A 14,021-nucleotide genomic window follows, 5' to 3' on the forward strand; every position below is an offset into this window, starting at 1 on the left:
CTGGGGCTCGACCCCGCAATGATGGTGACAGGTTACAAGATCGACCTTACGGGACGTGACGCCTCAGCGACCCGCAAGAAGCAGTTGGGCGACCTTGGTGTCGGTCTCGGCGCCCTCGGTGTAGCCGCCGTCGGCGCCGAGCGCGTTCATGATGGCCAGGGTGTAGCGCTCGCCGTCACCGGCGACGCCGACCGAGTTCACCACCCAGCCGTCGGCCTCGGCAGACCAGCCGTTCTTCAGGCCGGGACGCATCGCCGCGCCCGCGCCCCACACACCCCAGTGCTGGTTGGAGTCGACCGAGCGCATCCGGTCGAGCAGGTAGGCCAGGTCGTCGGGGTGCATGGTGTCGAGGATGGTGTTCATCAGCCGGTCCAGGTCGGCGGCGGTGCATTTCTGGAACGACCAGTCCGGGAACAGCGCGGTGTTGGTCGGCTGCGGGATCAGGCTGACCATGCCGTAGGTGCGGAAGGCGTTGTTGTAGGCCATCCGGTCGAAGCCGATGTACTTGTGCCACAGCACATCCGTGGCCTGGTCGTTGGAGGTGGCCAGCATCGCCTCGATATTGCCCCGGTCCTCCGGTGACAGCGCGATGGCGCCGACCCGGGCCCGGTTGAGCAGGTCGGCGGCGATGGCCAGCTTGATCGTCGAGGCGGTCCACACCTGGTTCTCGGCGTGCTCGTTGGCGTAGAGGCCGCCGGTGACGCGGTCGCGCAGCACGTAGCCGACGACGCCGGGGCGACCGGCCAGGTAGCTGTTCACCTTCGCGATCCGCGAACTCATGTCGCAGTCGAACCCGGGCAGGCACGCCTGGGTCAGGACCGGCGCGGCCTGCGCGGTGGTGGTGAGCACCGGGACGCCCGGGGTGAGGGCGGTCGCGGCGGCGAGGAGACAGGCTGTTGCTGCGACCCGGGAAACGACGCGGGTGGCGGGGGAACGGTCACGCACGAGGGTCCACACTGGCACATCGGCGGCCCCGACGCACCCTTCGCTGCCGAATCGTCACAAAGCGGCCTTGTGGCACACCGGGATTGGATCAGTGATGTGCGGCGTGCGGGGTGGCGATGGGGCAGCCGTTGAGCCGGTGGCAGTGTTCGAACGCCTCGCCGTGGCGGTTCAGCGGCCAGGAGTGCAGCACCTGGTCGGGGCCGTATCGCCGGGAGTTGATGAGTTCCCAGCGGGCGCCTGCTCGGCGGACGACGAACCCGCCGTCGGGAACCAGGGCAATCACCTGCGCGATCATGAACCGAACCCGCCTTTCGCACTGCGGTCGAACCGTCCCACCCGAGCCAGCAGAGTCCCACGCCCCGGCTCCGGCCTGGCGCAGGCGGGGCCGGTAACGCGTTGCAGTGTGGTCTATTTCACTAGCCCTTGCCGCCGGTAGGGGCGGGGTCGCATGATTGCGGGTCGGTCGCTGGGCGTATAAACGACGGATGCCGTTGCACCTCCATCGCGCCGAACGCGCCGACGCGCTGGCCGACGGGCTCGGACAGGTGCTCGCGGTCGCGCCCGCCGATCCGTTCGCCCCCGAGGTGGTCGCGGTTCCGGCGAAGGGTGTCGAGCGCTGGCTGGCGCAGCGGTTGTCCGGCGTGCTCGGCGTGGGTGCCACCGGTGACGGTGTGGCCGCCAACATCTCGTTCCCCTCGCCCGCGGCGCTGGTCGCCGACGTGCTCGCGGTCGCGAACGGCATCGCCCCCGAGGACGACCCGTGGTCCGGGCAGCGGCTGGTGTGGGCGGTGCTGCGGGTGATCGACGAGGTGGCCGCCGAACCGTGGGCGGCGGTGCTGGCCCGTCACCTCGGTCTGCCCGGCGGCGACCACCGTCTCGGCAGGCGCTACTCCACCGCCGCCCACCTGGGCGCCCTGTTCGACTCCTATGCCGCCCAGCGTCCGCGTGTGTTGCTCGACTGGGTGGCGGGCATCGACGGTGACGGCGCGGGTGGCCGGGTGCCCGACGACCTGGCCTGGCAGCCGAAGCTGTGGCGCGCACTGCGCACGGCCATCGGCTCCCCGAGCCCGGCCGAGCGCCTCGCCGACGCCTGTGGTCGGCTGCGCGTCGACCCCGCGGCCGTCGACCTGCCCGAGCGCCTGTCGCTGTTCGGTCTCACCCGCCTGCCCGTCGACCAGCTCGCGGTCTTCACGGCCCTCGCCGCCCATCGCGAGGTGCACCTGTGGCTGGCACATCCGAGCCCGGTGCTGTGGACGGCACTCGCCGATGTCGCCGGACACGGTGCGACCGGCAACGCATCGTCGCCGCGGTCCGGTCTGGCGTCGCCGAGCACGGCCGCGGCTACGGCGTGGCCCCGGTCGGCCGATCGGACCGCGGATCGCGTTTCGCACCCCTTGCTCGCCGGACTCGGCCGCGACGTCCGGGAGCTGGAGCAGCGGCTGAAACCGTTGCTGGACAGCGATAGTCATCTCCCGGCGCGACTCGATCCGACGACCCTGCTCGGGCGGGTGCAGTGCGCGATCCGCGACGACCGTGCCCCGGCGGCGGGGGCGGCGCCGGACGGCAGCATCGAGGTACACGCCTGTCACGGTGCGGCCAGGCAGGTGGAGGTACTGCGGGATCTGTTGCTGCGCACGTTCACCGCCGACCCGACACTGGAACCGCGCGACGTGCTCATCATGTGCCCGGACGTGGAGGCCTACGCCCCGCTGGTGCGGGCGGCGTTCGGGCAGCGCGGATCGGGCACGGGAGACCAACCCGTAGCCGGGGAACATCCGGCCCATCAGCTGCGGGTGCGGTTGGCCGACCGGGGCCGTGCGGTGACCAACCCGATGCTCGCGGTGGTGATCGACCTGCTCGAACTGGCCGACGGGCGCGTCACCGTGACGCAGGTCCTCGACCTGGCCGCCGCCGAAAGCGTGCGCCGCCGTTGCGGTTTCGACGACGACGACATCGAACGGCTGCGCGGCTGGGCCGCCGAGTCCGGTGCGCGCTGGGGTATCGGGCAGCGCCAGCGCGAAGCGTTCGGCCTGGCCGACTTCGCCCAGAACACCCTCAACGCCGCCGTGGATCGCATCCTGCTCGGCGTCACTGCCGACGAGTCCGGTGACGACTGGCTCGACCTGGCGCTGCCCCTCGACGACGTCGACTCCAACGACGTCGACCTGGCGGGGCGCTTCGCCGAGTTCGTCGACCGGGTGGCGGTCTGCCTTCGGGACCTGCGCGGGCCCCGGCCCGCCGCGCAGTGGACGTCGGTGCTGCTGCGCGCGCTCGAGCTGCTCACCGATGTGCCGGACTCCTACGCCTGGGTCCGGGCCGAGGCGCGCCGCGAGATCGTCGCCGCCACCGAACACGCGGGTGACGCACCCCTGCGGCTTGCCGATGTCGCGGTGCTGTTGACCGCCCGGCTCGCGGGCGCGCCCGGCCGCGCCAACTTCCGCACCGGTGAGCTCACGGTGTGCTCGCTGGTCCCCATGCGATCGGTGCCGCACCGGGTGGTGGTACTGCTCGGCCTCGACGACGACATCTTCCCGCGTACCGGCAGCGTCGACGGCGACGACCTGCTGGCCCGCGACCCGCTGATCGGTGAACGCGACGCCCGCAGCGAGGACCGGCAGCTGCTGCTCGACGCGATCATGGCTGCCACCGAACAGCTGCTGGTGCTGCACACCGGCGCCGACCCGGTCACCGGTGCGGCCCGCCCGCCCGCTGTCCCGGTGGCCGAACTACTCGACGTGCTCGCCACCCACGTGGGCTCGGCCGCGATGCCCGACGTGCACATCCGGCATCCGCTCCAGGCCTTCGACCGACGCAATTTCGCACCCGAGCGCCCACGCAGCTTCGACACCGTCGCCCTCGCGGGCGCCCGGGCTGCCGCGCGTCCGTCCCGTCCACGCCCACCGCTGCTCGCCGAGCCTCTCCCGCCCGCCCCGCTCGCGGACGTGGCACTGGCCGAACTGATCGCGTTCGCCGAACACCCGGTGCGCGCGTTCCTGTGGCAGCGCCTCGGCCTGCGGGTCCCCGAGGAATCCGAGGACATCGCCGACCAGTTGCCCATCGAACTCGACGGCCTGGCCAAATGGGACCTGGGGGAGCGGATGCTCACCGCCCGGCTCACCGGCGCCGACCCCGCGGGCCTGCGCGCGGCCGAGTGGCGACGGGGCACGTTGCCGCCCTTCGGTTTCGGCACCCGTGTGCTCGACGAGGTGGAGGGCACGGTCGACACCATCGTGCGCACCGCGCTGCCCGACTACGAGGCGGGCCCGCGAGCGGTGGACATCGCCGTCGACCTGGGCAACGGTCGCACCCTCGCCGGTACCGTCCCCGAAGTACGTGGCGAAACACTCGTGCGCACCACCTACTCGCGGCTGGCGCCCAAACACCGTCTGGCAGCGTGGGTTTCGCTGCTGGCTTTGGCCGCCACCGAGGACAGGTCGTGGCGGGCGATCAGTACCGGTCGCGGCCAGTTCCGTAGCCGCCCCGTCGCCCGGTCGATCATCACCGCGCCCGAACCACCCGCGGCACTGTCGATCCTGCGCGATCTGGTCCGTCTGCGTGACGAGGGCCTGTGCGAACCCCTGCCCGTCGCCCCCACCGCCGCCGCTGCCTACGCCGAACGCCGCTTCCGTGGCGACAGCGTCGCCGATGCCCTCCTCGCCGCCGAACACGCCTTCGACGGCGGCCCCAACGGCCCCGACAAATTCGGCGACCACACCGACCGCTACCTGCGCTACGTCTGGGGCCGCGCCCCACGTTTCGAGCAGCTGATCGCCGAACCCGCTCGCTCCGGCGAACCGGAGACCACCCGCTTCGGCGCCGTCGCCCGCCGCTGGTGGGGCCCGTTGCTCGCCGCCGAGAGTCAGGGGCAACCATGAAGACATCGCTGCCCGTGGGGGCGCTGTGGGCGACCGAGGCGGGTTGGGCGCGATCGGTTGGTCCGACCGTCCGACTTGGTGGGCAGCTGCCGGTCACCGCGATCCGGGCCGGTCGCCTCCGTCGAGCTGCGGTGGCCTCTCGGGCATCGGTGGCGCTGTCATCCGCAGGGTCGAAGCGGTGACCGGGATGATGTCGGCGCCGCCGACCGAGGCATTCGATGCGGCGGGACCACTGCCGCAGGGCACCACTGTGCTCGAAGCGAGCGCGGGCACCGGCAAAACCCATGCGATCGTCGGGCTGGCGGTGCGGTACGTGGCCGAGCAGGGGATCGCGATCACCGAACTGCTGCTGGTGACGTTCAGTCGCGCCGCCACCCAGGAACTGCGCGAACGCACCAGGGACCGGTTCGTCACCGTCGCTACCGCACTGGCCGAACCCGCTGCCGCCCACGCGCATCCGGACGAGTTGGTGCGCGTACTCGCCGACGCGGACCCGTCGACGGTGCGGCTGCGTCGCCGCAGGCTGCTCACCGCCCTTGCCGATTTCGACGCGGGCACCATCGCCACCACCCACTCGTTCTGCCAGCGCATGCTCGACGAACTCGGCCTGGCGGGAGAACACGACCCCGGCGCCCGGCTGGTCGAATCGGTCGACGACCTCGTCGCCACCGTCACCGACGACCTGTACCTGGCCCGCTACGCCCGCGACCGCGCCCCCTTCACCCTGCGCGACGCGCACATCCTCGCCCTCGCCGCCGTCCACGACCGGCACGCCGAACTCGCGCCACGCACCGAGGGGGCCGCGGGGGAGCGGGTGGCGTTCGCGACCGCCGTGCGCGCCGAAACCGACCGCCGCAAACGCCGTGCGGGACTGCGCGACTTCGACGATCTGCTCGTGCTGCTGCACGACGTGCTCGCCGACCCGGTGCACGGCCCCGCCGCCTGCGCCCGGATCCGCGAGCGCTACCGGGTGGCGCTCGTCGACGAATTCCAGGACACCGACCCGCTGCAATGGGACATCCTGCGCCGCGCCTTCCACGAACACGCCACCATGGTGCTGGTCGGCGACCCGAAACAAGCCATCTACGCCTTCCGCGGCGCGGAGGTGCTCAGCTACCTCGACGCGGTGGCGCACGCGGGGCAGCGTCGCGAACTCACCCGCAACTGGCGCAGCGACGCCGGACTGCTGCGCGCGATCGATCACCTCTGTGGCGGCGCGGAACTCGGTCATCCGGAGATCAGCGTGTACCCGGTCGCCGCGACCCGCGCCGACACCCGGCTGCACGGCGACCCGGAGATCGTCACCCCGCTGCGGCTGCGAGTGTTGCCGCGCACCGGCGCCGGGCCGCGCAACAAATCGGGATTCCCGTCGGTCGGCAGGCAGCGTGCGAAGGTGGCCGCCGATCTCGCCGCCGACATCGTCACCCTGCTCGAGTCCGGCACGAGCATCGAGGCCAAACCCGAACGCGGCGCGGACTATTCGCTCACCGAGGTCGGCGACGGCCGGGTGCGCAGACCGATCGGTCCCGGCGACATCGCGGTACTGGTGCGCACCCGCACGCAGATCGACGTGGTGCGCGCCGCCCTGGACCGGGTCGGTGTGGCCTCCGTACTCGCCGGTGGCACCAGTGTTTTCGCGACCCCGGCCGCCACCGACTGGTTGTGGGTGCTGCGCGCACTCGAGCAACCTCATCGCGGTGACCGGGTGCGGTTGGCGGCCTGCACCCCGGTCCTCGGTGTCACGCTCGCCGAGATCGATGCCGGTGGTGCCGATCTCGTCGGGCGGATCTCCACACAGCTGCGTGAGGCGGCCCGCCTGTTCGCCCGCGCCGGATTCGCCGCCGTCTTCGACAAACTCGCGACCGAAACCGAACTCGCACCCCGACTGCTCGCCGTCGACAACGGCGAGCGTGAACTCACCGACCTGCGCCATCTGGCCGGTCTCCTCGACGAAGTGGCCCACACCGAAGGGTTCGGTCTGACCGCGCTCACCCGCTGGCTGGCCGACCGGGTCCGCGACCCGGAAGCCGGTTCGGTGAGCGGGCGCAGCCGTCGTCTCGACCGCGACGCCGCCGCCGTGCAGATCGCCACGGTGCACGCCAGCAAGGGGCTCGAATTCCCCATCGTGTACCTGCCTTTCGCGTGGGACAGTGCCAAGAACCCCTATCCGGCGACCTTGCTGTTCCACGACGACAACGGCGCCCGGGTGCTCGACATCGGCGGCAAGGACGCCCCCGGTTACGGCGAACGCCAATTGCGGTGCGAGGCCGAGGAATCCGGCGAAGAGCTGCGGCTGCTGTACGTGGCGGCGACCAGGGCGATGTGCCAGGTGGTCACCTGGTGGGCGCCCGCCGTCACCACGGGTGCCGCCCCACTGCACCGGATGATCCTCGGCCGCCGTCCCGGCGCGTCGCAGGTACCCCGGCGTGCCGAGACCCCCGCCGACGCGGCTGCCCTGCAACGCCTTTCGGAATGGGCCGCCCCGGCCGCCGACGTGATCTCGGTGACGGCGGTCGACCGCCCCGAGAACGTGGCGCCGCGACGGGTGCGCACCGAACTACCGACCGGTGAGTTGGCAGCCGCCGTATTCGACCGGCCCCTCGACCAGCTGTGGCGACGCACCTCCTACTCGGCACTCACCGCGGGCGCGCACGACCTCGCCTCGGTCGACGACAGCGAACCCGAGGACGGGCCCGGTCCCGACGACGAACCGGACACCCCACCCCTCGACGCGCCCACGGTGAGCGCGGCGACGCCGTCGCTGATGAATGCCCTGCCCTACGGCGCGGAATTCGGCACGCTCGTACACGGCGTACTCGAAACGGTCGACACCTCCGTCGCCGATCTCGCGGCCGAGGTCCGAACACGGTGTGCCGACGCGGTCGAGCAGACCATGGCCGAACTGGATGTCGACCTGCTGGCCACGGCCCTGCTCGCAGTGCTGCGCACACCGACCGATTTCGGTTCGCTGAGCCGGATTCCGACCGGGGACCGCCTCAACGAACTGGAATTCGAACTCCCGCTCGGTGGCGGGGACACCCCCGGTGCCCGGGCCGCGACGGTCCGCGACATCGCCGAGCTGGTGCGCACCCACCTCCCGGCCGACGACGACCTGTCGACCTACGCCGACCACCTCGCCGCTCTACCCAATACCGTGCTGCGCGGCTACCTCACCGGCAGTATCGACGCCGTGCTCCGTGTGCCCGACGGTGATGCGAGTGGCGGATTCCGCTATGTGATCGTCGACTACAAAACCAATCGCCTCGGCACCGGTGACCTCACCGTCGAGCACTACCGTCGCGAACACATGCTCGCGGAGATGATCCGCTCCCACTACCCGTTGCAGGCACTGCTGTATGCCGTAGCGCTGCACCGCTATCTGCGCTGGCGCCTGCCGAACTACGACCCGACCCGCCACCTCGGCGGCGCCCGTTACCTGTTCGTCCGAGGCATGATCGGCGCCGACACCCCACCCGGCCACGGCGTCTTCGACTGGTACCCGCCCGCCGAATTGGTTGTGGCGCTGTCGGATCTGCTCGCCGTGGGGGGCCGTCGATGAACAGCACAGCCGGTTCCGCCGTGTTCGCCCGGACCAGACGCGTCCGGTCGACCGGAACCTGTCGATGCACACCGACGGTCGCGGGTAGGCGACGGGGAGTGCGTGCGCGGCTTCGACCCGACACGCTCACGCGGTCGGCACACGGCATGCGCGACCGTTCCGGCACGGCTGTGTCGGCGGGCGACCGCCCACCCGGCGCAGACGTGCGTCTCACCGGTGCACGGCGGATGGGTGGTCGCGGGCGGAGGGCGAGAAGGTGACATCGATTCAGGTGGCGCAGCGGGGGACCGGTCTGCTGCGGGTGTTCAACGAGGCGGGCGTGCTGTCGGCCGCCGACGTGCACGTGGCCGTGCGGTTGGGGCGGCTCGGGCGTGAGGACAGCGAGGACGTGTTGTTCGCGGCGGCGCTGGCCGTGCGCGCGGTGCGGTCGGGATCGGTGTGTCTCGAGCTGGCGCGGATGCGTGAGATCGGTGTCGATGCCGACGAAAGTCGTGATGGCGCGCCCGGAGTCGATCCCGCGACGCTGCCGTGGCCAGAGACGGACCGGGTGCTCACGGCGTTGCGGGCCAGTCCGCTCGTGCAGGGTGGTCAGGCGGGTCCGTTGCGTCCGCTGCGAGTGGTCGAGGCCGATGCCGACGGTGGGGCGCTGCTCTACCTCGACCGCTACTACCAGCAGGAACAGACGCTGCGCCGGGCGCTCGTCGAGCGCGGCGCCGATCACCCCGTCATCGACACCGCCCTCGTGCGCGCCGAACTCGACCGCTTGTTCGCCGACTCACTCGGGGAGGGTCCCGACCGGCAACGCCTCGCCGCCGCATTGGCGGCCACCCACTGGACCACTGTCGTCGCAGGCGGTCCCGGTACCGGCAAAACACACACGATCGCCCGAATCCTCGCCCTGCTGACGGCCCATCGCAGGGCCACCCCCAAACTGGCCGCGCTGCGCATCGCCCTGGCCGCCCCCACCGGCAAAGCGGCTGCCCGCCTGCAGGAAGCGGTCCGTGACCAGGCCGCCGAACTCGGCCTCCCCGAACTCACCGCCTCCACCCTGCATCGCCTGCTCGGCTGGCAACGCGGCCGCACCACCCGTTTCCGTCACCACGCCCACAACCGTCTGCCCTACGACGTGGTGGTCGTCGACGAAACCTCCATGGTCTCGCTCACGATGATGAGCCACCTGTTCTCGGCCCTGCGCCCCGACACCCGCCTCATCCTCGTCGGCGACCCCGACCAGCTCGCCTCCGTCGACGCGGGCGCCGTCCTGGCCGACCTCGTCGCCGGACCGGTCGTCGGCGTCCCGAACCCGGCCCTGCGCGAACTCCTGACGTCGGACACCGGGTCGGCATCCACTGGCACTCGCGCGGGGGAAGAGACCGGTTCCGGCAGCGACCCCGCCGTCGTGACCGAAGCGGCGGACGGAATCTCTACCGGTGACGGGTCCGGAATGTCTGCGAATTCGTCCGTGCGGGAAGGTGATTCGCTTAGTGCGCTGGAGATGCGTCGTCTGCGGGGCGGCATCGTGCGGCTGACCCGTGGGCGGCGCTTCGGTGGGCGGATCGCGGATCTGGCTGTCGCGGTGCGAGCGGGCGACGCGGATGCGGCGTTGGCGATTCTGCGCGCCGGGGGAGATGACGTATCACTGTGTGGGCCCGACGATATCCGTGCGGTGCGCGCCGATGTGACCACCGCCGCGCTCGCTGTCACCGAGGCGGCGCAAGCCGGTGACGCGGTCGGTGCGCTGGCCGCGCTGGAATCACATCGTCTGCTCTGCGCGCATCGACAGGGTCCGTTCGGTGTGGAGCGGTGGGACCGGATGGCGGCCGAATGGGCGGCCGCCGGTGGTGCGGGACCCGAAGGGCCGCAAGCGGTGTGGTACCCGGGTCAGCCGTTGCTCGTCACCGCGAACGACCACGAGGCGCGCATCTACAACGGCGACACCGGCGTCATCATCCGCCGTCCCGACGGTTCCCTGCGGGCCGCCCTGCAACGCGGCAGCGAGCCCTACCTCGTGCACCCCACCCAGTTCCCCTCGGTCGTCACGGTTTTCGCGATGACCATCCACCGCAGCCAGGGCAGCCAGTACGACACCGTCTCGGTGGTCCTGCCCGAACCCGAATCAACGCTGCTCACCAGGGAACTCCTTTATACCGCGATCACCCGTGCCCGCACCCACGTCCGTGTCATCGGCACCGAGGACGCCATCCGGGCCGCCATCGCCCGCCGCGTCCTGCGCGCCAGCGGCCTCACCCGCAACCCCTGATCGAGATCACCACGCTCCGGCGGCGAAATCCGCGACCAGAGCGTGGTGATCCGGCGTCCAGGTCAGCGCGCGGAGCTGCGGGAGAGGTTCCAGGCCCACCAGGGGTCGTCGTCGAGTCCGTAGTGGATATTCGACTCGATCGACTCGCGGAGTGGGTCGGGGAGCCGGTGCAGCGCCGGGAGGACGTCGGGGGACAGGGACATGAGGTAGTCGATGTCGAGTCGTCCGTTCTGTTCCCAGCGGGCGATGTTGCGTTCGGCGACGAAGTGTTCCGGATTGATCGCCGCGAGGGCGACCAGTGTGGCCAGCGCGGTGCCGACGGCCGCGCGCGACACCCAGTTCCACCGCAGCCGCGCGATGGCGACCAGCATCAGCACGTACAGCAACCCGACCCACAGCTCGCACGCCGACACCAGCAGGCGCAGCACTGTGAACCCGTAGGCCTGCTGGTAGGTCCACATGCGGCCGAGCGCGGAGACGACGATGACCAGCGTCAGCACGCTCACCGCGCCGAGCAGCACCCGCACCCACAGCCGATCGGCGGCGGTGTCCTTGGCCGAGAAGTGCAGGACCATCGCGATCACCGCCAGCGCCAGGATGCTCACCGCCGAGAGTTGCCAGAACCCGCTGCGCGCGTATTCGGCGTAGGTGAGTCCGGCGGTGCGCTGCACGTAGTCGTCGCCGCCGAACAGGGCGACGAACTGGCCGCCGAGGAACACCCCGAACAACACCGCGAGCACCGCGACCGGCAACGCCCACTCGCTGCGTGTCCACAACCGGCTCGGCCGTCCGGCATCACCGGCGGCGGGCAGCGGTCCGGCCAGCAGATACAGCGCACCCAGCGCGCCCGTCCCCAGCACGGCGAACAGCACAAGCCACTCCCACGCGGCGGCCGAGTCCACCTCGGGCACCAACCCGCTCAACAGCGTCGCGAACGTCGCGTCGGCCCCACCGAGCAGCGGCACGAACACCACGAGCAGCGCCGCCGTCGCGGCCACCGAAACCCCGTACCGCCGCACCCGCGACAACTCGCTCGTCCCGACCTGCCGCACCCCCGAAAACGCCCACGGCACGGCGACGAACGACTCGACCGGCACCGCGATCATGTCGAACCACACACCCCGCGTACTCCGCCGCCCCAACACCGCGAACGACCCAGCCACACAGGCCCCGATCACACACCACGCGAACAACCACCCCGCCGCCCGAACAGCCCCGACCCCCAACAGGACCAGCGCCAACCCGACCCACCAACCACGCCCCCACCGCGACGCCATCCGCCGCACCACCCCCACGACCGATCCCTCGGACCCTCCGCCCTGCCCCGCACCAACGAAACCCGCACCGGCTCCCGCGGTGATCTCGGTGCTCGTGCGCGCGGCGGTGCCGGTGTCGGCCTCTGATGCCGTGGCTGCGCTCGTCGATGTATCCGAGCGTGCGCTGGGCGTCGCGGTGGCGGGCATCGAGGGCCCGATGGTCTTCGTCTGCTCGGTCCGCGAGCCGTGCACGATTCGGGTGCCGGTCGCATTCGGCGCCGTCGTCGAGTCCCGGGCCACCAGCTTCTCTCCGGGATTCGCTGAATCACCCTCGGCGGCACCAGGATTTCGCTCCGGCGTATGCATGGTACTTCTGCGCGCACGCTGGTCGACGGCGCAGAGGGCGGCGGTGATCGCGGTGCCGGTGAGGAGCCAGCCGATGCCGGGGCGGTCGGTGGGGATCACCGTCGCACCGACGACGCCGACGAACGCCGCGGCCGGAAGGATGCCGGAGGGGCGGGCGACGCGGCGCCAGCGCGGTGGGGCCGGGGGACGTGGTGGCGCTGCCGTGTGCCGAACGGGTGACATCGGTTCCACGGCGGCTGCCTGCCAGCCGGACGTCCAGGACGGGGGAGTGGAACTGCCCGATGCCGACCGGGCGGCCGGGGATGTCGTCGGCTCGATCACGGAGCCTGGTGATCCGTTGGGTGCGGCACTATCGGGCGCGGGGGTCGGATCGGACTGGACAGGTTCGCGCGCCCGGGCGGTGGTGTCAGCGCCGGAATCGGCGCCGTGGTGCGTCGCCGCTCCGAGCTTGCTCTGCTCCTTCGCGCCGGGTGGGGCGGCATCGGGTTTCGCCTCGGATCGGGCGGTGTCCGGCACGGCGGGGCCGGTCTCTCGGCTCGGCTCCACTCCTCCCTCGGGAGTGGCGGGTGCAGGAGAGTGCCCGCGATCCGCGTCTACCCGGGCAGAGCCCGCCGGATTCTTTGTGGCAGCGGGAAGTTCGTTGTCCTCGCCGGACCGTTCCGTGGTCGATTTCGTCATGTTTCCCCTCGAGATAGGTGTGCTCGTCCGCCCCCGGGACCAGTGGTCGGGGGTGGTGATGTGTGTGAGTCAGGAAGTGGGCAGGACTACCCGGATGCGTGAGCCGGGGTCGGCCACCGCGATCGTGCCGCCGTGCAGGTCGACGACCCAGCGGGCGATGGCGAGACCGAGCCCGGTACCGCCGCCGTCGGTGCGCCCGCCCCGGGTGAAACGGTCGAAGACGGTGGCGCGGTCGGCTTCCGGGATGCCGGGGCCGTCGTCCTGGATCTCGAGGACCACCGTGTCGGCATCTGCCCGGGCGGTCACGCGCACCTCACCACCGGCGGGCCCGTGCCGGGCGGCGTTGTCGAGGAGGTTGAACAGCACCTGGTGCAGCCGGGCGCGGTCGCCGAGGACCACCGCGTCGGCCGGTGCGACCGTCGTGGTGAACCGCACGCCGCGTCCGAGCGCGGCCGTCATCACCTCGGCCTCGGCGATGGCTTCCGTCAGAAGTGTTGCCAGTGGAAGGGTTTCGCGATCCAGTGGACTGGCCCCGGCCTCGATGCTCGACAGGTCGAGGAGTTCGGCGACGAGCAACCCGAGCCGTTCGGTCTGTGCCAGCGCGGTGCGCAGGGTGGCCGGGTCCGGGTCGCTCACCCCGTCGACGATGTTCTCCAGGACGGCGTGCAGCGCGGTGACCGGTGTGCGCAATTCGTGCGACACATTCGCGATGAGATCGCGGCGCTGTCGGTCGGCGGCGGCCAGATCGGCGGCCATCTGATTGAACGCCGTCGCCAGCTGACCCACCTCGTCGCGCGACGACGCGCGGACCCGGAAACTGTAGTCGCCCTGAGCCATGCGCCGGGCCGCCGCCGTCATCTCGCGCAGCGGCCGGGTGATCCCGTGCGCGAGGATCTGCGAGGTGACCAAGGCGATGAACATCGCGGTGAGGGTGGTGAACGTCGGCAACCAGCCGATCCGCAACCAGAAGTAGGCGAATGCCACCGCGCCCGAACACACCATCAGCACAGCGAGTTTCAGCTTGATCGAGCGCAGCGGGTCGAGCGGGCGCGGCAACCGGTCGGCGATCCGGTCCAGGACCG

Annotated in this window: 7 protein-coding genes; 3 read left to right on the forward strand and 4 right to left on the reverse strand. The window is 71.3% G+C overall.

Going from position 1 to position 14,021, the window contains the following annotated elements; all coding sequences use genetic code 11:
* Positions 1-63: 63 nt before the first annotated feature.
* Together NC7_RS09745 and NC7_RS09750 are read right to left on the reverse strand one after the other, a co-directional pair.
* Complete coding sequence (locus NC7_RS09745) at positions 64-957, reverse strand: serine hydrolase (RefSeq protein WP_084458242.1); 894 nt, start codon at positions 955-957, stop codon at positions 64-66.
* A gap of 76 nt (positions 958-1,033) precedes the next feature.
* A complete protein-coding gene (locus tag NC7_RS09750) occupies positions 1,034-1,240 on the reverse strand; it encodes a hypothetical protein (RefSeq protein WP_067981171.1) in 207 nt (68 codons plus the stop codon).
* Between the two features lie 190 nt (positions 1,241-1,430).
* On the opposite strand from NC7_RS09750, the gene recC reads away from it, so the two are divergent.
* The 3 genes from recC (at position 1,431) to recD (ending at position 10,639) form a co-directional block, all read left to right on the forward strand.
* Complete coding sequence (gene recC / locus NC7_RS09755; RefSeq protein WP_067981172.1) at positions 1,431-4,820, forward strand: exodeoxyribonuclease V subunit gamma; 3,390 nt, start codon at positions 1,431-1,433, stop codon at positions 4,818-4,820.
* Positions 4,821-5,007: 187 nt separating this feature from the next.
* Positions 5,008-8,379 carry a UvrD-helicase domain-containing protein gene (locus NC7_RS09760; RefSeq protein ID WP_084458244.1) on the forward strand — a complete coding sequence of 1,124 codons (3,372 nt, stop codon included), beginning with the start codon at positions 5,008-5,010 and terminating at the stop codon, positions 8,377-8,379.
* A gap of 256 nt (positions 8,380-8,635) precedes the next feature.
* The gene (recD, locus tag NC7_RS09765) at positions 8,636-10,639 is read left to right on the forward strand and encodes an exodeoxyribonuclease V subunit alpha (RefSeq protein WP_067981173.1); all 2,004 of its coding nucleotides are present in this window, start codon (positions 8,636-8,638) and stop codon (positions 10,637-10,639) included.
* A gap of 62 nt (positions 10,640-10,701) precedes the next feature.
* On the opposite strand, the gene NC7_RS30110 is transcribed toward recD, so the two are convergent.
* On the reverse strand, positions 10,702-12,807 hold the full coding sequence (locus tag NC7_RS30110) for a DUF4153 domain-containing protein (protein WP_236573329.1): 2,106 nt from the start codon (positions 12,805-12,807) through the stop codon (positions 10,702-10,704).
* Positions 12,808-13,008: 201 nt separating this feature from the next.
* Entirely contained in the window at positions 13,009-14,016 is a 1,008-nt protein-coding gene (locus NC7_RS09775) for a HAMP domain-containing sensor histidine kinase (protein WP_201449874.1), read from the reverse strand.
* Positions 14,017-14,021: the final 5 nt, after the last annotated feature.

Source organism: Nocardia caishijiensis NBRC 108228 (assembly GCF_001612825.1).
GTDB lineage: Bacteria > Actinomycetota > Actinomycetes > Mycobacteriales > Mycobacteriaceae > Nocardia > Nocardia caishijiensis.

Bases quoted from the DNA above. Each gene is read 5' to 3' on its own strand.
- recC (WP_067981172.1), top strand. From the start codon at position 1,431: ATGCCGTTGCACCTCCATCGCGCCGAACGCGCCGACGCGCTGGCCGAC.
- NC7_RS09760 (WP_084458244.1), top strand. From the start codon at position 5,008: ATGATGTCGGCGCCGCCGACCGAGGCATTCGATGCGGCGGGACCACTG.
- NC7_RS09750 (WP_067981171.1), bottom strand. From the start codon at position 1,240: ATGATCGCGCAGGTGATTGCCCTGGTTCCCGACGGCGGGTTCGTCGTC.